Here is a 17,892-nt window from a genome sequence, read left to right as displayed (position 1 = left end):
CTATCGTCTGCCCGAGGTCATCCGGTCGGGTCGGCACAGTCGCCGTCGTGGTCGGCCGGTCGAAGGCAGCGCCGGCCGCCGTCGAGCAGCCGGTCGCAGAAGACCCAGTGTCGTACGCCCTGCGCGTCCTCGGCGGAGACGGTCGATCCGCCGCCGTACTTGGGTAGGTCGACCCCGGTCATCACGACACGGCAGCTTGGTGTAGTTACTGGTGTAGGCCCGGCATGATCGGAGACGCCGAACCAACCGGAGTCACCCATGCCTACAGCCGAGCCCCCGTACCGACGGATGGCAACGACCTCGCCACGAAGATCAGGAGCGGTGACCTCAAGCCGGGCGACAAACTTCCGTCCACCCGCGAACTCGCCGAGTCGCACGAGGTCCACATGAACACCGCGTCGCGCGCGTTGTCCCTGCTGCACGACCGGGAGCTGATCACCGGCCAGCCCGGCCGGGGCACCTACGTGGCCGAACGGCCGATCGACTGACCCGGCCGCGAACGAGGCGACCCGCCGATGATGGAGGAACTTGCGGCGGCATCTGATCGATGCCCCCGTCCCGCCCGTACACCCTCTCGGGGCAGGTGCCCGTTCGATGGAGGCCCCCACTGGCGGATCATCGCTCCAGCATCGCCCGTTGTCGGAAGCCGGTGCAGGCACGCCCATGCAAGCCTGATTGAAGTATCTCGATGTCCTGGGCTCCGACTCGACGGCGAGTCGCCGTGCGCTGTGGACGACGACAGAAGGAGGCTTCATGCGCGGACGAAGGTTGGCGACGGCGGTGGCAGCGACGACCCTCGCACTGGGCGGACTGGTCGGGGCGAGCACCCCGGCGGCCGCTGACCCGCCAGGCGGCACGCTTCGCGGCGTCTACTACGACTACCAGTTCTGCCAGAGCTACGGCAGCGAGGGGGTGCAGACCGGTCGGTGGAACTGGTTCTACTGCGAGTACCGCCCCTCCGGTCCCTCCGGCGGCTTCTACTTCCTCTGGACCTTCACCTACTAGGCCGTGCTTGGTAAGGAGTGAGACTGGCAGTCGACGTACGCGGGGCGGCCGGATCGAGCGGGCGCCCCGCGTACCCGTGGAGAAGGGTGACCGTCAGCGGGTCGGCAGGCCGGCGCGGGCCGCCACGGCGGTGTCGGGCTGGTCGGCGAAGACGCCGTCCAGACCCAGGCCGTAGAAAAGTTCGTACTCGGCGGTGACGTCGCCGCGGGCGTTGGGGTCGGCGCCGACCCGGAAGTCGGCGGGCAGGAACTGGTTCTCGGCGCGGAACGTCCAGGCGTGCACGAGCAGTTTCTCGCGATGGGCGTCGCGGACCACGGTGGTCGGCGCGCGCAGCGTGCCGGTGGCGTCCCGGGGGACGATCAGGTTCTTGTTCAGGCCGACGCCGTCGGCGTACCGGGCGATCCAGCGCAGCCCGGCGGGCGCGGCCAGGTCGGCGTAGCCGCGCGGGTCGCCGGCGACGGTGAAGTCGTACGGGCGACCGGTGGCGTCCAATAGCTGCACCAGCGGCACGTCCACCATCCGGTTCAGCCTGCGCAGGTTCGCCGTCTCGAAGGACTGGACGTACACGGGCGCGTTCCGGTGCGCCATCCTGTTCTTGCGCAGCACCGCCACCAGCGGCTCCTCCAGGGGCAGCCCGATCGAGGCGAAGTAGCTGGGGTGTTTGGTCTCCGGGTAGACGCCGATGATCCTGCCCCGCTGGCGGCTCTCCGCTCGGGCCAGGTCGATGACCTCCTGGAAGGTCGGCACCTCGAACCGCCCGTCGAAGGCGGTGTTCGCCACCCGCACCTGGGGCAGCCGCTCCTTGGCCCGCAGCGTCTTCAGCTCGGCCAGGGTGAAGTCCTCGGTGAACCATCCGGTGACGGCCACCCCGTCGATGGTCTTCGTCGCCCGGCGGGCGGCGAACTCCGGCCGGACCGCCACGTCGGTCGTACCCGAGATCTCGTTCTCGTGCCGGGCGACCAGCACGCCGTCCTTCGTCGAGACCAGATCCGGCTCGATGTAGTCGGCGCCCATCCGGATCGCCAGCCGGTACGCCTCCAGGGTGTGCTCCGGGCGGTAGCCACTCGCGCCACGGTGGGCGATCACGATGGGCCGGTGCTCGGCCCGGTCCGCGCGCTCCGCGTCGTCCTCGCGGGCGGACGCCGCGCCGGGCACGGCCACGGCCACCGCCAGCAGCGTGCCGGCCAGGCCGAGAGCGGAAAGGGTACGTCGCAACGCCGTCTCCTGTCGTCGATGGGTGACGCCCAGCAGACCGGCTGCGGCTGACCGCCAGTTGGTCCGCGTCTGACCGGCGGGTGAACCCTGCGAGATAGCCGATTCATCGCCACCGGGATGCCGGATAGCGCCAGGATTGTTTGGTGCGCCGCTTTCTCCGTCATCCCGTGCGGCTGGTGCCGCTCGGCTTCCTGGCGGCGATCGCGCTCGGCACCAGCCTGCTGATGCTGCCCTGGGCCACCGGCGAGCACCGGTTCACCCCCTTCACCACCGCGCTGTTCACCGCCACCTCCGCCATCTCGGTCACCGGCATGCCCGTGGTCGACACCCCGACGTACTGGAACGGCTTCGGCCTGATCATGATCACGGTGCTCACCCAGGTCGGCGGCCTCGGCATCCTGACCGGTGCCACCCTGGTCATCCTGGTGGTCGCCCGGCAGCTCGGGCTGCGCAACCGGCTGCTCGTACAGGCCGAGACCGCCGAGTACGGCATCGGCGACGTACGTCGCCTGCTGGTGCGTATTGCGGGACTCGCCCTGGTCAGCGAGGCCATGATCACCGTCTTCCTCGCCGGGCGACTCTGGCTGACCTACGACTACCCGGCCGGTCGGGCCCTCTGGTACGGGCTGTTCCACGCCGTCCAGGGCTTCAACAACGGTGGCTTCTCCCTCTGGTCCGACAGCCTGGTGGGCTTCGCCCGCGACCCGTGGGTCTGCCTGCCCCTCGTGGCCGGCACCATCGTCGGCGGTCTCGGGTTTCCGGCGCTGTTCGAGGTGGCCCGGGCCTGGCGCCGACCCCTGTCCTGGGCGGTCTCCACCAAACTGACCGTCTGGGGCAGCCTCGCCCTGCTCCTGATCGGCCTCGTCGGCCTGCTCGCCGCCGAGTGGGCCAACCCGAACACCCTCGGCCCGTACGACTGGCGCGGCAAGCTGCTCTCCGCCTTCACCCAGAACGCGGTCGTCCGGACCGGCGGCTTCAACAGCCTCGACACGAACCGGCTCGACGAGGAGACCTACCCCCTGCTCATCGCGCTGATGTTCATCGGCGGCGGCAGCGCCAGCACCGCCGGCGGCATCAAGGTCTCCACCTTCTTCCTGCTCGCCTTCGTCATCTGGGCGGAGCTGCGCGGCGAACCCGACGTCACCGTGGGCCACAGCCGCATCGCCACCGCCAGCCAACGGCAGGCGCTCACCGTGGCCCTGCTCAGCGTCGCCCTGGTGGCCGGCGGCACGGTGGGGCTGATCCTGATGACCGAAGGGACGGCCTACTACCGCGCGCTGTTCGAGGTGACCTCCGCCTTCACCACCACGGGCCTCTCCGTCGGCACCCCCGCCGACTACGGCACCTCCGGCCAACTGCTGTTGATCCTGCTCATGTACATCGGGCGGGTCGGGCCACTCACCCTCGGCTCAGCCATCGCGTTGAACACCCGACACCGCCTCTACCGCTACCCGGAGGAGCAACCCATTGTCGGCTAGGAACCTTGACGACAGCGGCGTCGTGGTCGTCGGCCTGGGCCGGTTCGGTTACCACCTGGCCAGCGCCCTCACCCAACTCGGTCACGAGGTGCTCGCCATCGACCGCAACCCGGACCCGGTGCAGCGCTGGTCGGAGCAGCTCGACCGGGTCGTCCAGGCGGACGGCACCGAGGAGGCCGCGCTGCGACAGCTCGGCGTGGCGGAGTTCCGCCGGGTGGTGGTGGCGATCGGGGCGTCGGTGGAAGCGAGCGTGCTCACCGTGCTGGCGCTGACCGAGCTGGGCGTACCGCAGATCTGGGCCCGGGCCACCTCGGCGAAGCACGCCAAGATCCTCGCCTCGGTCGGCGCGCACCACGTCGTCTTCCCCGAGGCCGAGACCGGCGAGCGGGTGGCGCACCTGATCGTCAGCCGGATGCTCGACTTCATCGAGTTCGGCGACGACGTGGCCATCGCCAAGGTGCCGGTGCCGCAGAGCCTCGTCGGCCGGCGGCTGCGCGACCTGGCCCCAACCGACCGGTACGGGGTGATGGTGGTCGGCGCGAAGCTTCCCGGGGAACACTTCCGCTACGCCGGGCCGGACATGGTGCTCCAACCGGAGAGCGTGCTGATCGTGGAGGGCACCATCGAGCAGGTGCAGCGGTTCGCCACCCCCGGCTGAGGTTCAGCGGCCCGGCGGACCCTCACTCCTCGTCGCGCTCGTCGTCGCGCTCGTCGTCATCGTCGTCCCGTCCCGCGGGGCGCTCGGCCTTCTTCGGCTCACCACCCGGGCCCTTCTTCGGCTTGGCCTTCGCACCGCCGCCCGGGCCCTTCGGCGAGGTCGCGGCAGCCCCATCCCCGGCGGACGCCTTCTTCACGGCCGATCTGGCCGGTGGTGTCGCCGCTGGGGCGGGCGGTGCCGAGCCGGCCACCGCGGACACCTGGACGGCACAGGGCGTCTCACCCACGTGGAACTGCACCGGCAGCGGATTGGTCCCGGTGTACCGCCCGCTCAACGCGACCTGCTCCGACGCGCCGGGCGCGAGCGCGGCACGCCCCGGCGCGGGCTGCACCACCACCGTGCGCCCCTGCTGCTTGGCCACCGCCGGGCTGGCCTTCGTCACCGTCTGGCCCCCTGGAAAGGCGAAACGCACCCGCCAGTCCCGCAGCTCCTCCGTGCCGGTGTTGGTCACCGTCACCTCGGCGGTGAAATCCTTGCCGGAGTCCCTGCGCAGCGCGTACGCCACACCACAGCCCTGCTGCCGGATGAGCCCCATCCGCGCCTCGGCGGGTTTGTCCACCCCTCCGCCGGCCGGACTCTTCGAGGTCAACCCCCACATCGCGGCCGTCACCGCCACCAACCCGGCCGCCGCCACCCCGGCCTCGACCCGACGCCGCCGGGCCACCGCCCGACGGCTGCGGGTACGACCCGCAACGGGCAGCGCGTCCGTCTCGGCCGACCAGGGCAGGATCGTGGTGCCCGCGGCGGCCAGCAGGGTCGGATCCCCGCCCACTCCGGGTGCCGGGGAGACCGGCACGGCCGCGACCACCCCGGCCGCCTCCGCCAGCGTACGGGCCACCTCGACGGTCGCCGGCCGGTCCTCCGGCTGCTTGGCGAGGCAGCGCCGCACCAGCTCCGCCACCTCCTCCGGCAGCCCGGCCACCGCGGGCATCGGCTCCGGCTCGTGGTACATGTGCGCGCGGAGCATCTGGGTGGTGGTGCTGGCCTGCCACGGCAGCCGGCCGGTGAGCATCCGGTAGAGCAGCAGCCCGACGGCGTACACGTCGGTCGCCGGGGAGACCTGACCCTTGTCCAGCCGCTCCGGCGCCAGGTACGCGGGCGTGCCGAGCAGCGCGCCGTCCGGATCCTGCTCGCTCTCCCCGACCAGCGCCGAGATACCGAAGTCGACGACCTTCACCCCGGTAGAAGTGAGCATCACGTTGCCGGGGGTGACGTCCCGGTGCACCACACCCCGGGCGTGCGCGGTGGCCAGCGCCGAACTGACCTCGGCCCCGATCGTGACCGCCTCCCGCCAGGGCAGCCGACCGGCACGCCCGAGCCGACCGGTCAGCGGGCCGCCGTCGACCAGCTCCATCACCACGTACGGCACGGTCAGCCCGGACTGCTCGGACTCGCCGTAGTCGTACACGTTGGTGATGTTGGGGTGGCAGAGCCGCGCGGAAGCCTGCGCCTCCGACCGGATCCGGTGCCGGAACGCCCGGTCGCTGGCCAGCCGAGACGCCAGCACCTTCACCGCCACCTGGCGGCCGAGCACCTCGTCGTAGCCGCGCCACACCACGGACATGCCGCCCGCTCCGAGCTGTTCGATCAGCCGGTACCGCTCACCCAGCAACCGCGCCCCGTCCCGGTTCGCTCCACCCATGGTCGGTCGTGTTGCCCCCGGCCGACGCGGCTACACCTGACTGGGCGGAATCGGTCAGGAAATCACCGGATCAGGCGGTCGCGAGCAACTGGTCCACCGGAGCGTAGTCGTCGGTGAGCACCAGCGCACCGTCGGCGAACGCGGCCAGGGCGTCGCCGGCGAGCAGATCCGGGACGCTGTCCAGCGTGTCGAGTCGCTGATTGAGCGCCTCCAGCGGCAGCGGCGCGTCCGAGGCGACGATGAGGAAGTTCGACCCCACCTCACCGGCGATCGCATTCGCCGGCGCGACCAGCGCGACGTGCCGGAACTCGGCCGCCACGGTGGCCACCTCGCTGCGGATGAACCGCCCGGGCGGATAGTCGATCACGTTCTGCACATACAGGCCGCCGGGCCGCAGCACCCGCCGCACCTCGGCCGCCATCTCCCGGGTGGCCAGATGCCAGGGCACCACCAGATGCCCGAAAGCGTCCCCGACGACGAAGTCGCGGCTGTCGGCCGGCTCGCCGGCGACCAGCATCCGGGCGTCCCCCACCACCGCCCGCAGCTCCGGCCCCGGGCGTACGCCCAGTTCACGCCGGTCCAGCTCGACCAGCCCGCCGTCGATCTCGAAGACCAGGTTGTGGCTGCCCGGACGGGTGGCGCTCAGGTATCGGGGCATGGTGAACCCGCCCCCGCCCAGGTGCAGCGCGTCCAGCCGCCGGTCCTTCGGCGCCGCCACATCCGCCGCCGCGCCGATCCACTGCGTGTACGCGTACTCCAGGTGCGTGGGGTCGGCCAGGTCCACGTACGAGTGCTGGGCCGAGTTGAGGTACAGCACCCGGCCGGAGTCACGCGACGGGTCCACCGCCACCCGGGCGCAGTGGTACGCGGTCTCCACGTCGCACGGGTTCGGCGCGACCGCGCTGAGCCCGGCGCCGACCAGCCCGAGCACCGCCAGGGCGGCCTTCGTCCGGCCCGAGCCGCTGCGCCCGGCCCCCTCCTGCCGGCGCAGGTAGACGCCGAGGCCGAGGCCGGTGACCCCGAGCAGTGCCGCCAACGCGATCAGGATGACGGTGCTGGGCAGCGCCGCCACCAGCACGAAGCCGGTGACCAGGGTGGCGCTGATCCCGCCGAGGGTGCCGATGCTGGACAACCGGCCCACCACCTGCCCGGTGCGGCGCAGGTCGGCGAGTTGGAGCTTCACCACCAGCGGGGTGACCGCCGACAGCAGGGCCGCCGGCACGAAGACGGCCGCCGCGACGAGCAGCAGGATGGCGCTGGCCGCCCCACCCCGCAACACCTCACCGGCGTACCGGACCACCGGCAGGGTGACCGCCGAGGCGATGCCGGCCAGCACCAGCGCCGGAGCGAGCAACGGGCGCGGGTCACGCCGGTCGGCGAGCCAACCGCCGGTCCACGCCCCGTACGCGATGGCGGCCAGCGCGATGCCGATGACCGAGCTGGTCACCTGAAGGGTCACCCCGACGTACGGGCCGACCAGGCGCAGCGAGACCGTCTCCAGCACCAGTACGGCACCGCTGGAGAAGAAGACCAGGAACGCGGCCAGCCCGTTGGGCAGCGCGCGGGAGGTGGCCGGCGCGGGCGCCGGATCCACCAGGACGTTGGAGGATGAGCTGCTCACCGTCGCGATGGTACGCAGCCTTCCTAAGCCGCCGGCTCAGTTCATCGAAAGATGAACATGGTTTGTGTGGTCGGCGGCCGGGCTGCCGGAGCCGCTGTACGCCCGCCACCCGGTGTTGGGCAGCCAGATCTGTCGGTACCAGATCACGTAGAGCACGCCGAGCCGGTCGGCGTTCTTCTGCAGGTAGTTCGCCAGGCTGTCGCCGTACGCCTTGTCGCCGCCGGTCGCGGTCTCGTCCTTGAACGTGCTGGTGGCGGCGGAGAAGTCGCAGGCCCTGCCCTTCGGGTGTTCACCGTCGCCGCCGGGGCGGTAGCACTTGACGTAGCGCTTGTAGCCGGCGGCCTGGGCCTGCTGGAGGGCGTGCAGGGTGCGTGGGGTGATGCAACCGTCGGTGGTCGGGTCGTTGACCGAGCAGGACTCGCCCGGCCAGGAGCCGTCCGAGTTGCGTTTGGCCGGGGCAGCTGAGCGGGCGCTGCCACGGAACCCGCCGCTGGTGCCGGAGCTGACCGCGGCGAGGGCCTGCTCGGCGTCGCGCTTCCGTTTGGCCAGCGCGGCGACCTGCTTCTGCTGCTCGCGGACCTCGGCGTCGATGGCCAGCTTGGCCTGCGCGGCGGTCTCCTGCGCGCTGCGGTACTCGCGCAGCCGCCGGGCGTCCCGCTGCCCCATCACGTCGAGTTCGGCGGCGCGCTGAAGGAGCGCCTCGGGGGTCGCGCTGTTGAGCAGCGCCGACGCGGTGGTGAGCCGGCCCAGCCGGTACGACTGCGCGGCCACCTCGCTGACCTGCTCGCTGAGCCCCACCAGCCGTACCTCGACCGCCTTCAGCTCGTTGGTCAGCTCGGCCTGGCGGCGCTTGGAGTTCTCCAGCTTCGCCTTGGCCTCCAGGTGGCCCTTGGCCGCGGCCTCCAGCGCGTCGCGCAGCTTCTTGCTACCACCCTCGTTGGGTTCGGCGGAGGCCGGCACGGCACCGCCGCCGAGCAGCAGCGCCAGCACGGCCAGCAGGACGGTCAACGGCCGGTGCACCCGCGACCGGGTGATGCTGGTCCTGGGCACGAAGGTGTCCTTCCCTCTTCCCACGGGGCCGGTCGACCCCGGCGCGGCGATCCCGCCGGCTGCGCCAGGTGCCGGTCGGCGGGAGACCGCCGGTCACGATACCGGACGGAGCCGGTTCGACCAGGCCCGCGACCACCCGGGGCCGACTGCGTCCACGGCGCGCATCGGTGGCGTCGCCGAACGTGGTCAGCGATGATCGCGGTGGTCAGGCGAGGAGGGCGGCCCGCGCGGTCGACCAGGTGGCCGCGTCGGCGGCGACGAGCAGCCCCGGGCGGTCGTCGGCGGGATGATATTCCGCGCCGTCGAGGTGGCGGGCCACCCCGCCGGCCTCCCGTACCAGCAGCACGCCCGGCGCATGGTCCCAGGGCAGCGTCCGCCAGAAGAGCACGAACCGGTGGTCGCCGGTGAGCAGGTCCAGGTACTCCCGGCCGGCGCAGTGCTGGCCGGAGAGCAGCTCGCCGAGCCGCTCCCCGCCGGCCTCGACCCGGGTACGAACCGCCGGGGGCAGCGAACGGGTCATGGCCGTGCCGCGCATCCGGCCGGACGTCACGGCGGCGTCCACGGCCCGCACCGGCTGACCGTCGAGCCGGGTGCCCGCATTGAGGCGGGCGTCGGCGAGGACACCGGCGATCGGGTCGAGCACCCACGCCCCGGTCAGCTCCCCGTCGGTCAGCAACGCGACCATCAACGCGAACGGGGCCCGGCCGGCGGCGAAGTTGCCGGTACCGTCCACCGGGTCGACCAGCCAGACGGCACCGCCGCCCCCCAGGTGGCGCAGCAGGCCCGGGTTCTCGGCGACCGCTTCCTCGCCGACCACCACCGAGCCCGGCAGGAGCTTGCGCAGCGCCTCGGAGATGCGCTCCTCCGCCCGCCGGTCGGCGACGGTGACCAGGTCGCCGGGGGCTTTCTCGAAGATGTCGGCGTCGTCGAGCCGCCGGAACAGAGGCAGCACGACATCGGTCGCGGTCTGCCGCAGCAGTTCCCCGACGTCGTCCCGCAGCCGCTCAGCCACGCGGCGGAAGCTTGACCACGCTGACGAAGAACTCGTCGATCTGCCGGACCACCGAGATGAAGCGGTCGAAGTCCACCGGCTTGGTCACGTAGGCGTTGGCGTGCAGCTGGTAGCTGCGCAGGATGTCCTCGTCGGCCTGGGAGGTGGTGAGCACCACCACCGGGATCCGACAGAGCTGGTCGTCCTTCTTGATCTCCTCCAGCACCTCGCGTCCGTCGCGGCGCGGCAGGTTCAGGTCGAGCAGGATCAGGTCGGGCTGCACGGCCTCGGCGTACTGCCCCTCGCGGCGCAGGTAGGCCAGCGCCTCCGCGCCGTCGGAGACGACGGTCAGCCGGTTGCGCAGCTTGTGCTCCTCGAACGCCTCCTGGGTCATCAACACGTCGCCCGGGTCGTCCTCCACGAGCAGGACCTCGATCGGGCTGTTGCCGTCGGCCGGCGCCGTCATCCCACCGTCTCCCTCATGCCACCCGTTGTGCCGGGCTCCATCGTCCCGTCCGCCGCGTCGTCGTCCGCCGCGCCGTCCGGTTGCCTGCCGACGGGGTTCGCCCCGTCCACCGCGACCGCCTCGGGAACGTCCCCGGTCGACGCCTCGTCGGCGGCGGCCTCGACCGTCGCCGCCGCCACGTCCTCCGGGCGGGCCGGGAGGGTGAACCGGATCGCGGTGCCCTCCTCGACGCTCGTGTCCACCCAGACCCGGCCGTCGTGGTACTCGACGATCTTCTTGACGATAGCCAGCCCGATCCCGGTGCCGGGATAGGCGTCCTTGGAGTGCAGCCGCTGGAAGATCACGAAGATCTTGTCGGCGAACTCCGGTTCGATGCCGATGCCGTTGTCCTGGCAGGTGATCTCCCACTCGTCACCGACCAGCCGCACCGACACGTGCACCTTCGGCGGGACGTCGGGTCGGCGGAACTTCACCGAGTTGCTGACCAGGTTGACCAGGAGGTTGGTCAGCAGCGGTTCCTCGCCGCGGATGGTCGGCAGCGGGTCCCAGGTCAGCTCGGCGTGGGCGTACTGACGGGCGGCCTCGGTCTGCCCGGCCACGTCGCCCATCACCCGGTCCAGGTCGACCTCGGTGAATCCGCTGGTCAACCGGCCGATCCGGGAGAAGGCCAGCAGGTCGTTGATCAGACGCTGCATCCGCTGCGCGCCGTCGACGGCGAAGGCGATGTACTGGTCGGCCCGCTCGTCGAGCTGCCCGGCGTAGCGTCGCTGCAGCAGCTGGCAGAAGCTGGCAACCTTGCGCAGCGGCTCCTGCAGGTCGTGCGAGGCGACGTAGGCGAACTGCTCCAGGTCACGGTTTGACCGGGTCAGCTCCTCAGCCTGCTTCTGCAACTGGTTGTTGACCCATTCGATGTTCTGGCGGGCCTCGCGTACCTCGTCCAGTTCCCGGGCGATCTTCTGCCGCATGGCGTCGACGTCCACCGCGAGCTGGCGTAGCTCGGGCGGACCGGACCCCTCGATGCGGTGCCGGTAGTCGCCGTTCGCGACCTCCCGGACCTCGAGCACCAGTCGGGTCAGCGGTCGCATCACCACCCGGTCCAGCGAGACCACGGTCATCGCGCCGGCCACCACGACCACCGCCGCCGCGATGATCAGCAGCAGGACCAGCAGGTCGCCCGTGTGATAGATCTGCTCGGCGCGTCGCTCCCGCTCGTCGGAGATCATCGTCTGGAGGGCGACCACCGAGTCCCGGACCCGGTCGAACTCCTGGCCGGACTGGTCGGTGACCAGCGCCTGCGCGGCGGAAGTGCCGGAACGGTTGGTGGTGTCGATCACCGGCTCGGCAACGCGGCGCCGCCACTCGTCGGCCCGCGCGTGCACCGCGTCGAGCTGCCGGAGCATCTCCGGATAGTGGCGCAGCAGCCCTCCCATGCTGCGGTAGAGCCTCTGCTCCCGCTGCACCCCCTCGACGTACGGGGCGAGGTCCCGCTGCTGGCCGGTCAACGCGAAGCCGCGCACCGCCGTCTCCTGGCTGATCAGCACGCCGAGCAGTTCCTGGGACTGCACCTGGGCCGGGCCGGTCACCCGGAGCACCGCGTCGGTGTGGCGCTGGTTCTGGGCCGCCACCACGGCCTCGGCCACCGCCAGGCCGACCAACATCGTGCCGACCACCGCGAGCAGCGTCAGCACCCGCCGACGCAGGGTCCACCCCAGGCGGTACGAGCTCACCGGCCACCGCCCCGGGTCACCAGCAGCATGGCCACGTCGTCGGCGAGCGGGCCTCCGTTGATCTGCTCCGCCCGGCCGACCAGCCAGGCCGGCAGCTCGGCCAGCGGCACCGCCTGACTGGCCGGATCCTCCAGCAGGCCGGCGAGCCCTGGCACGTCGAGCCGGTCGTCGCCGTTGCCCACCCGCCCCTCGATCAGGCCGTCGGTGTACATCAACAAGGACCAGTCTTCGATGTCGAACTCCAGGTCGAACGCAACGGGTCGGCGGGGTCGTACGCCGAGGAGCAGGCCACCCGGCGCCGGGACCGGCGCGACCTTACCGCCGGAGAGCAGCAGCGGCGGCGGGTGCCCGGCCAGCCGGACGGTGGCCCGGTTGGAGTCCAGGTCCAGCCGCGCGGTGGCGACGGTCGCGAAGATCTCCTGGAGCCGGCGCTCACTCATCAGCACCTGCTCCAGCGCGGGCAGCACCTCGTCGTCGGGCACCCCGGCCAGGATCAGCGCCCGCCAGGCAACCCGCAACTCGACGCCGAGCGCCGCCTCGTCCACGCCGTGCCCACAGACGTCACCGACGATCAGGTCGACCCGGTCCGGCCGGGTCTGCACCACGTCGAAGAAGTCCCCACCGATCAGCGCGGCGTGCCGGCCGGGCCGGTAGAAGGTGTGCACCGCGACCTCGTCGGTGGACATCAGCGGTTGTGGCAGCAGGCCGCGTTCCAGCCGGGCCGACTCGGCCTGCCGCAGCTCGACCTCGCGTAGCCGCCGGGCGTTCTCGTCGGCCCGCTTGCGTTCCACGGCGTACCGCAGCGCCCGGGTCAGCAGCACCCCGTCGACCTGGCCCTTGACCAGGTAATCCTGGGCGCCCTCGGCGACCGCCACGATGCCCAGGTGCTCGTCGGAGCGGCCGGTCAGCACGCAGACCGCCGCACCGCTGGCCATCTCCAGCACCTTGCGCAGCCCGTCCAGGCCCTGCGCGTCGGGCAGCCCGAGGTCGAGCAGGACGCAGTCGACCCCGGCCACCCGCTGCCGCGCGTCGCTGAGGCTGGTGGCGACCAGCAGGTCGATCATCGAGTTGGTCTCGGCGAGCAGCTCACCCACCAGGAAGGCGTCACCCTCGTCATCCTCGACCAGCAGCACCCTCAGTCGTTCGCCGGGCGGCAGGTTGGGGTGACGCCCGAGGCCGCCGTGCGGGTACGGCGCCACCGGGGCTCCGGCCAGGCCGGGCCCCCGGTGCGGCCGGGTCACCGCCGCGAGACGCGGGAGATCGCTGGTGATGTCGGGGCTCCTTCCGAGTGCCCTGCTGATCCTGTATCAGACAACGGTCGCACACAACACGACCCTGGCGTACCGGGCAAGGCCGTCATCCGGCGTCGCCTCTGACCAGGCGGCGGCCCAGCGTCCCGCGCAGGCCCTCCGGGCGGGCGCGGTGGGACCGCTACTTCCAGCGGAAGTGCACGAAAAGTCGGCCAAAGTTCTTCGAGTCCTTCTCGACCCGGTGGTAGAGCTGTTTGACGTCCTTCTGGTCGAGAAAGCGCAGAACCCGCTTCTTGAGCTGACCGGAGCCCTTGCCGGGGATGATCTCCACCAAGGTGGCCTTCTTCGCCACCGCCTCGTCCATGATCCCGCGCAGCGCCCGGTCGATGTCGTGGCCCTTGTTGAAGATCTCGTGCAGGTCGAGCTTGAGCTTCACGCCGTACCCACCTCCAGCTCAGCTCCCGTGACGTCCCATCGTAGGCACGAGCCGGGGCCGGCCCGGTCAGGGCCGCCCCCCGGGCTCGTCACGGTCAGCGGCCGCTGCCCACCCGGCTCTCCACCCGGCGCAGCGCGGTCGCGTAGTCGGCGTTGGTGGCGTGCATGGCCGCGGCGATGCGCAGGTGCCGCAGCGCGTCGCGGTAGCGGTTCAACCGCTCCAGCGTCCGCCCCAGCACGTGGTGCGCGTAGTGGTCGCTCGGGTCCCGGTTCACCAGCTCCCGCAGCTGCTCCTCGGCCCGGTTGAGCTGCGCCGACTGGAAGTAGGCGCGGGCCAGCAGCTGGCGCACCGAGGAGTTCCCCGGCTCGGCCTCGACGATCGGCTCGAGCAACCGGGCCGCTCCGGTCGGGTCACCCGCTTCGAAGAACATGGTCGCCCGCCGGTAGTCCGCCAGGAGATCCATCCGGACCCACCTCCTCGTGTCGTGCCGCCTTCTGGTCGACGCTGGCACAACACCGGCCGTACCGCGAGTGTTCCTCCGGTGGACACCGTCGCCTCACAGGGTCGGGTCGTACCGGTCGGCGATCAGCTCCCAGGCCCGTACACCGCCGACGATGCCGGCCGTGTTCGGCACCACCACGACGTCGTCGCCCATCCGGGCCACCTGCTCCGAACGGATCAGGCGCGAGTTCCCCCCGCCCAGATAGAGCCGGTCCCAGTGGAACACCGGCCGCAGCCCCTCCACCACCTGCCGGATCCGCCGTGACCAGAAGGCGTCACCCAGCCGCCGGCGCTCCGGCTCCCCCACGTACGTGTCGTAGGTGGTACCCCAGCGCACCGGCGCGTGGGACAACTCCAGGTGCGGGGCGAGAGCACCGCCGTCGAACAACGCGCTGCCCAGCCCGGTGCCGAGGGTCAGCACCAGTTCGCAACCGGTCCCGGCCACCACCCCGGCACCGTGCACCTCGGCGTCGTTGAGCACCAGCGCCGGCAGCCCGAAGGCGTCGGCGACCGCCCCTCGGGCGTCGTACCCGGACCACTCGGCGAGCAGGCCCGGGTCGACCCGGCTGCGCGGGCCGGACCGGGTGACGTAGTGCGGGGTGGCCACCACCACCCCGTGCCGGATCATGCCGGGCATCCCCACCGTCACGCGGTCCGCCGCCGGCAGCCGCCCACCCAGTTCCAGCAGGGTCTTGACGAACAGCGCCGGCGGCAGCGGGTACGGGGTGGGCACCCGGATGGGTCGGGCCCGCATCGTGCCGGCCGCGTCCAGCACCGAAGCCTTGATCCCGCCGCCGCCACAGTCGATCGCCAGAGTGGTCACCACGGCAGTGAGTCTGCCTCGCGCTTTGAGCAGCGATGACGCGGGGCGGATATCCGGTCGGCCGGCGGCGGCGACCGGCGGTAGGCTCGAGCTCCTCATGAGCGCCACGCTGATCGCCAAGGGTCTCGCCGCCGGCCACGGCGACCGGATCCTCTTCGCCGACCTCGACCTGGTCGTCGCCCCCGGCGACGTGGTCGGGCTGGTCGGCGCCAACGGAGCCGGCAAGTCGACCCTGCTGCGCACGTTGGCCGGGCTACAGCCGGTCGAGCAGGGCTCCGTCGCGTTGAGCCCGCCCACCGCCACGGTCGGCCACCTGCCGCAGGAACCGGACCGCCGCCCCGGGGAGACGGTCCGCGACTTCCTGGCCCGCCGTACGGGCGTCGGGGCGGCGCAGGCGGCGCTTGACGCCGCCACCGAGGCGCTCGTCGCCGGCGCGGTCGGCGCGGACGACACGTACGCCGAGGCGCTGGAGCGCTGGCTCGGCCTCGGCGGGGCCGACCTGGCGGAACGCGCCGAGCAGGTCGCCGCCGAGCTGGGGCTCACCGTGGACCTGGACCACCCGATGACCGGGCTCTCCGGTGGCCAGGCGGCCCGGGCCGGGCTGGCCTCGCTGCTGCTCAGCCGCTACGACGTCTTCCTGCTCGACGAGCCGACCAACGACCTGGACCTGGCCGGCCTGAAGCGGCTGGAGGAGTTCGTCACCGGGTTGCGCGCCGGCACGGTGCTGGTCAGCCACGACCGGGAGTTCCTCACCCGCACGGTCACCCGAATGCTGGAGCTGGACCTGGCCCAGCAGCAGATCCGGCACTACGGCGGCGGCTACACCGCCTATCTGGAGGAGCGGGAGGTGGCCCGCCGCCAGGCCCGCGCCGAGTACGAGGAGTACGCCGACACGAAGGCGGCACTGGAGGCGCGGGCGCGGACCCAGCGGGCCTGGATGGAGAAGGGCGTGCGCAACGCCCGCCGCAAGGCCACCGACAACGACAAGTTCGTCAAGCACTTCCGGGGCGAGACCAGCGAGAAACAGGCGGCGAAGGCCCGGCAGACGGATCGGCTGATCGAACGGCTGGACGTGGTGGAGGAGCCCCGCAAGGAGTGGGAGCTGCGGATGGAGATCGCCGCCGCGCCCCGCGCCGGCACCGTCGTGGCCGCGCTGCGCGGCGCGGTGGTACGCCGGGGCGACTTCACCCTCGGCCCGGTGGACCTCCAGATCGACTGGGCCGACCGGGTGGCGATCACCGGGGCGAACGGCTCCGGCAAGACGACCCTGCTCGCCGCACTGCTGGGCCGGCTGCCACTCGATTCCGGGCACGCCTCGCTCGGCCCCGGCGTGGTGGTCGGCGAGGTCGACCAGGCGCGTGGGCTGTTCCTCGGTGAGCAGCCCCTGCTGGACGCGTTCGGTGCGGCCGTACCGGAGCTGACCCCGGCGGACGTGCGGACGCTGCTGGCCAAGTTCGGTCTGCGTGCGGCGCACGTGCTGCGGCCGGCGGCGAGCCTGTCGCCGGGCGAACGGACCCGGGCGGCGCTGGCGCTGTTGCAGGGGCGCGGGGTCAACCTGCTGGTGCTGGACGAGCCGACCAACCATCTGGACCTGCCGGCGATCGAGCAACTGGAGCAGGCGCTTTCGCACTATGCCGGCACCCTGCTGCTGGTGACCCACGACCGGCGGATGCTGGCGGCGGTGCGGGTCGACCGGCGGCTGCGGGTGGACGCCGGCCGGATCGCCGAGGATTGATCCGTGCCGATCCGGTCGCGCCGGGTGACAATGACCCCATGCTCAAGTGGGAGTACGCGCTGCTGGTCCGCCGCCGTCAACCGGCCGCCGACGACCTTGGCTGGGAGATCGTCTTCGTCTGGTACGGCCCGGACGGCTCGATGGTCGACGTGACGCCGTACGGCGACACCGCGCTGGCCCATCTCAACCGGGCCGGCGACCAGGGCTGGGAACTGGTCGCCATGAGCGAGGATCCGTCCCTGCCGGGCAACAACGAGTTGCACCGGTACCACCTCAAGCGGCCGAAGACGGTGACCGCGCCCCGCCAACGCATCCGCGGGGCCGGCCGCACGGTCCGCCGCACCCTCTCCGGCTGACCGCCGGTCCGCCTGCCACCGGTCGCCGGGCGGCCGAGCGGCCAGGGCGCGATGATCGACTCTGTTTGTGCGCAGGTGGCGGTGTCCGGCCGCCCGGCGAGCGCGACCTTCCGCAAACGGAGTCGATCATCGGCCCGGTGGAGGCGGGCGGACGCGGACGAGACGGGCATAACCGGCGCTAATCCGGGTAACGGCGGCCCGGGAGGTGGCCATGGTCGCACTAGCACGGACGCCGCCCTCGGCCGAACGGCTGCGGGCGATCGACGGGTTTCTCGCGGACGCCTGGGCCGATCAGGCCCGACACGACGAGCGGCTGCGCGGGCTCGCCGTCGAGGTGCGGTTCGACCGGGGGGTGGCCCACCTGACCGGCGAGGTCACCGAATCGGCCCAGCTCAACCTGATCCGGGAACTGGTCGGCCGGCTGGCCGGCGTCTTCGGCGTCTGGGACCGGGTCCGGGTCGCCGGACGGGACCCGGTGGTGGTGGACCTGGGCTGCGGGGGCCAGAAGCAGTACCCGTCCAACCTGGGGCTGGACATCTTCCCGGCACCGGGGGTGGACGCGGTCGCGGACCTCAGCCGGTCGCTGCCGTTGGCGACCGACTCGGTCGACAGGCTGTTCGCGGTGCACATCCTGGAGCACCTGATCGACTTCCTGCCGCTGGTGGACGAGTGCCACCGGGTGCTGCGGCCGGGCGGCATACTGCACGTGATGAGCCCCTGGTGGGGGCACGTCAACGCGGTCGCCGACCCGACCCACGTACGGCTGCTGGACGTGCAGACCGTCAAGGGCATCTGCGGCCAGCGCCCGCCCGGCACACCCCGCTGGTACCCGCTGCACGCCGGCTGCGACGGCGCCTCCATCTTCGCCGACCTGACCC

Annotated in this window: 18 protein-coding genes and 1 pseudogene; 7 read left to right on the top strand and 12 right to left on the bottom strand. The window is 72.0% G+C overall.

The genetic code is table 11. The features are described from left to right. Nucleotides 1–17: 17 nt before the first annotated feature. Nucleotides 18–182 (bottom strand): hypothetical protein, encoded by a 165-nt coding sequence (locus E1166_RS30985; RefSeq protein WP_165944360.1) that lies wholly within the window; start codon nt 180–182, stop codon nt 18–20. A gap of 42 nt (nt 183–224) precedes the next feature. Here E1166_RS30985 and E1166_RS16470 point away from each other — a divergent pair, with 42 nt between their 5' ends. Further along, nucleotides 225–488, top strand: coding sequence for a winged helix-turn-helix domain-containing protein (locus E1166_RS16470; RefSeq protein WP_243710381.1), 264 nt, complete (start codon nt 225–227; stop codon nt 486–488). A 265-nt stretch (nt 489–753) separates the two neighbouring features. After that, the gene (locus E1166_RS16465) at nt 754–1,005 is read left to right on the top strand and encodes a hypothetical protein (RefSeq protein ID WP_132269195.1); all 252 of its coding nucleotides are present in this window, start codon (nt 754–756) and stop codon (nt 1,003–1,005) included. Nucleotides 1,006–1,098: 93 nt separating this feature from the next. On the opposite strand, the gene E1166_RS16460 is transcribed toward E1166_RS16465, so the two are convergent. Continuing rightward, nucleotides 1,099–2,220: a glycerophosphodiester phosphodiesterase gene (locus E1166_RS16460; RefSeq protein WP_132339879.1), complete on the bottom strand. Its 1,122-nt coding sequence runs from the start codon at nt 2,218–2,220 to the stop codon at nt 1,099–1,101. A 143-nt stretch (nt 2,221–2,363) separates the two neighbouring features. Between E1166_RS16460 and E1166_RS16455 the strand changes: the two genes are divergently transcribed. Next, entirely contained in the window at nt 2,364–3,698 is a 1,335-nt protein-coding gene (locus E1166_RS16455) for a potassium transporter TrkG (protein ID WP_132339877.1), read from the top strand. Beyond that, nucleotides 3,688–4,356, top strand: coding sequence for a TrkA family potassium uptake protein (locus tag E1166_RS16450; RefSeq protein WP_132269188.1), 669 nt, complete (start codon nt 3,688–3,690; stop codon nt 4,354–4,356). The genes E1166_RS16455 and E1166_RS16450 overlap by 11 nt, the downstream gene beginning before the upstream one ends. Before the next feature lie 22 nt (nt 4,357–4,378). On the opposite strand, the gene E1166_RS16445 is transcribed toward E1166_RS16450, so the two are convergent. The 10 genes from E1166_RS16445 to E1166_RS16400 all read right to left on the bottom strand — a co-directional run bounded on the left by E1166_RS16445 (nt 4,379) and on the right by E1166_RS16400 (nt 14,926). Then, complete coding sequence (locus E1166_RS16445) at nt 4,379–6,058, bottom strand: serine/threonine-protein kinase (RefSeq protein ID WP_132339875.1); 1,680 nt, start codon at nt 6,056–6,058, stop codon at nt 4,379–4,381. Nucleotides 6,059–6,128: 70 nt separating this feature from the next. Then, a complete protein-coding gene (locus E1166_RS16440) occupies nt 6,129–7,679 on the bottom strand; it encodes a fused MFS/spermidine synthase (protein WP_132339873.1) in 1,551 nt (516 codons plus the stop codon). A 36-nt stretch (nt 7,680–7,715) separates the two neighbouring features. Next, nucleotides 7,716–8,729, bottom strand: a complete 1,014-nt coding sequence (locus E1166_RS16435; RefSeq protein ID WP_132269181.1) for a hypothetical protein — start codon at nt 8,727–8,729, stop codon at nt 7,716–7,718. A 205-nt stretch (nt 8,730–8,934) separates the two neighbouring features. Next, nucleotides 8,935–9,741, bottom strand: a complete 807-nt coding sequence (locus E1166_RS16430) for an inositol monophosphatase family protein (RefSeq protein WP_132339871.1) — start codon at nt 9,739–9,741, stop codon at nt 8,935–8,937. Then, on the bottom strand, nt 9,734–10,186 hold the full coding sequence (locus E1166_RS16425) for a response regulator (protein WP_132339869.1): 453 nt from the start codon (nt 10,184–10,186) through the stop codon (nt 9,734–9,736). The genes E1166_RS16430 and E1166_RS16425 overlap by 8 nt, the downstream gene beginning before the upstream one ends. Next, entirely contained in the window at nt 10,183–11,913 is a 1,731-nt protein-coding gene (locus tag E1166_RS16420; protein ID WP_132339867.1) for a sensor histidine kinase, read from the bottom strand. The genes E1166_RS16425 and E1166_RS16420 overlap by 4 nt, the downstream gene beginning before the upstream one ends. Beyond that, nucleotides 11,910–13,112 carry a fused response regulator/phosphatase gene (locus E1166_RS16415; RefSeq protein WP_132339865.1) on the bottom strand — a complete coding sequence of 401 codons (1,203 nt, stop codon included), beginning with the start codon at nt 13,110–13,112 and terminating at the stop codon, nt 11,910–11,912. The genes E1166_RS16420 and E1166_RS16415 overlap by 4 nt, the downstream gene beginning before the upstream one ends. Nucleotides 13,113–13,344: 232 nt before the next feature. Further along, nucleotides 13,345–13,599, bottom strand: coding sequence for a Smr/MutS family protein (locus E1166_RS16410; protein ID WP_030329768.1), 255 nt, complete (start codon nt 13,597–13,599; stop codon nt 13,345–13,347). A gap of 94 nt (nt 13,600–13,693) precedes the next feature. Continuing rightward, nucleotides 13,694–14,062, bottom strand: a complete 369-nt coding sequence (locus E1166_RS16405) for a tetratricopeptide repeat protein (RefSeq protein WP_132270684.1) — start codon at nt 14,060–14,062, stop codon at nt 13,694–13,696. Between the two features lie 93 nt (nt 14,063–14,155). Continuing rightward, nucleotides 14,156–14,926, bottom strand: coding sequence for an ROK family protein (locus E1166_RS16400; RefSeq protein ID WP_132270683.1), 771 nt, complete (start codon nt 14,924–14,926; stop codon nt 14,156–14,158). Nucleotides 14,927–15,020: 94 nt separating this feature from the next. Between E1166_RS16400 and E1166_RS16395 the strand changes: the two genes are divergently transcribed. From E1166_RS16395 to E1166_RS16385, 3 genes and pseudogenes are all read left to right on the top strand, one after another. After that, on the top strand, nt 15,021–16,658 hold the full coding sequence (locus tag E1166_RS16395) for an ABC-F family ATP-binding cassette domain-containing protein (RefSeq protein WP_132339863.1): 1,638 nt from the start codon (nt 15,021–15,023) through the stop codon (nt 16,656–16,658). A 38-nt stretch (nt 16,659–16,696) separates the two neighbouring features. Beyond that, a pseudogene (locus tag E1166_RS16390) lies at nt 16,697–16,948 on the top strand (hypothetical protein); the annotation flags it as partial. A gap of 277 nt (nt 16,949–17,225) precedes the next feature. Beyond that, nucleotides 17,226–17,892 (top strand): methyltransferase domain-containing protein (locus E1166_RS16385; RefSeq protein WP_132339861.1); only part of this gene is annotated, 667 nt, incomplete at its 3' end.

The organism is Micromonospora sp. KC213 (assembly GCF_004348325.1).
GTDB lineage: Bacteria > Actinomycetota > Actinomycetes > Mycobacteriales > Micromonosporaceae > Micromonospora.
This window is presented reverse-complemented; position numbering and strand designations above follow the sequence as displayed.

Bases quoted from the DNA above. Each gene is read 5' to 3' on its own strand.
- E1166_RS30985 (WP_165944360.1), bottom strand. From the start codon at position 182: ATGACCGGGGTCGACCTACCCAAGTACGGCGGCGGATCGACCGTCTCC.
- E1166_RS16470 (WP_243710381.1), top strand. From the start codon at position 225: ATGATCGGAGACGCCGAACCAACCGGAGTCACCCATGCCTACAGCCGA.
- E1166_RS16465 (WP_132269195.1), top strand. From the start codon at position 754: ATGCGCGGACGAAGGTTGGCGACGGCGGTGGCAGCGACGACCCTCGCA.
- E1166_RS16445 (WP_132339875.1), bottom strand. From the start codon at position 6,058: ATGGGTGGAGCGAACCGGGACGGGGCGCGGTTGCTGGGTGAGCGGTAC.
- E1166_RS16425 (WP_132339869.1), bottom strand. From the start codon at position 10,186: ATGACGGCGCCGGCCGACGGCAACAGCCCGATCGAGGTCCTGCTCGTG.
- E1166_RS16405 (WP_132270684.1), bottom strand. From the start codon at position 14,062: ATGGATCTCCTGGCGGACTACCGGCGGGCGACCATGTTCTTCGAAGCG.
- E1166_RS16395 (WP_132339863.1), top strand. From the start codon at position 15,021: ATGAGCGCCACGCTGATCGCCAAGGGTCTCGCCGCCGGCCACGGCGAC.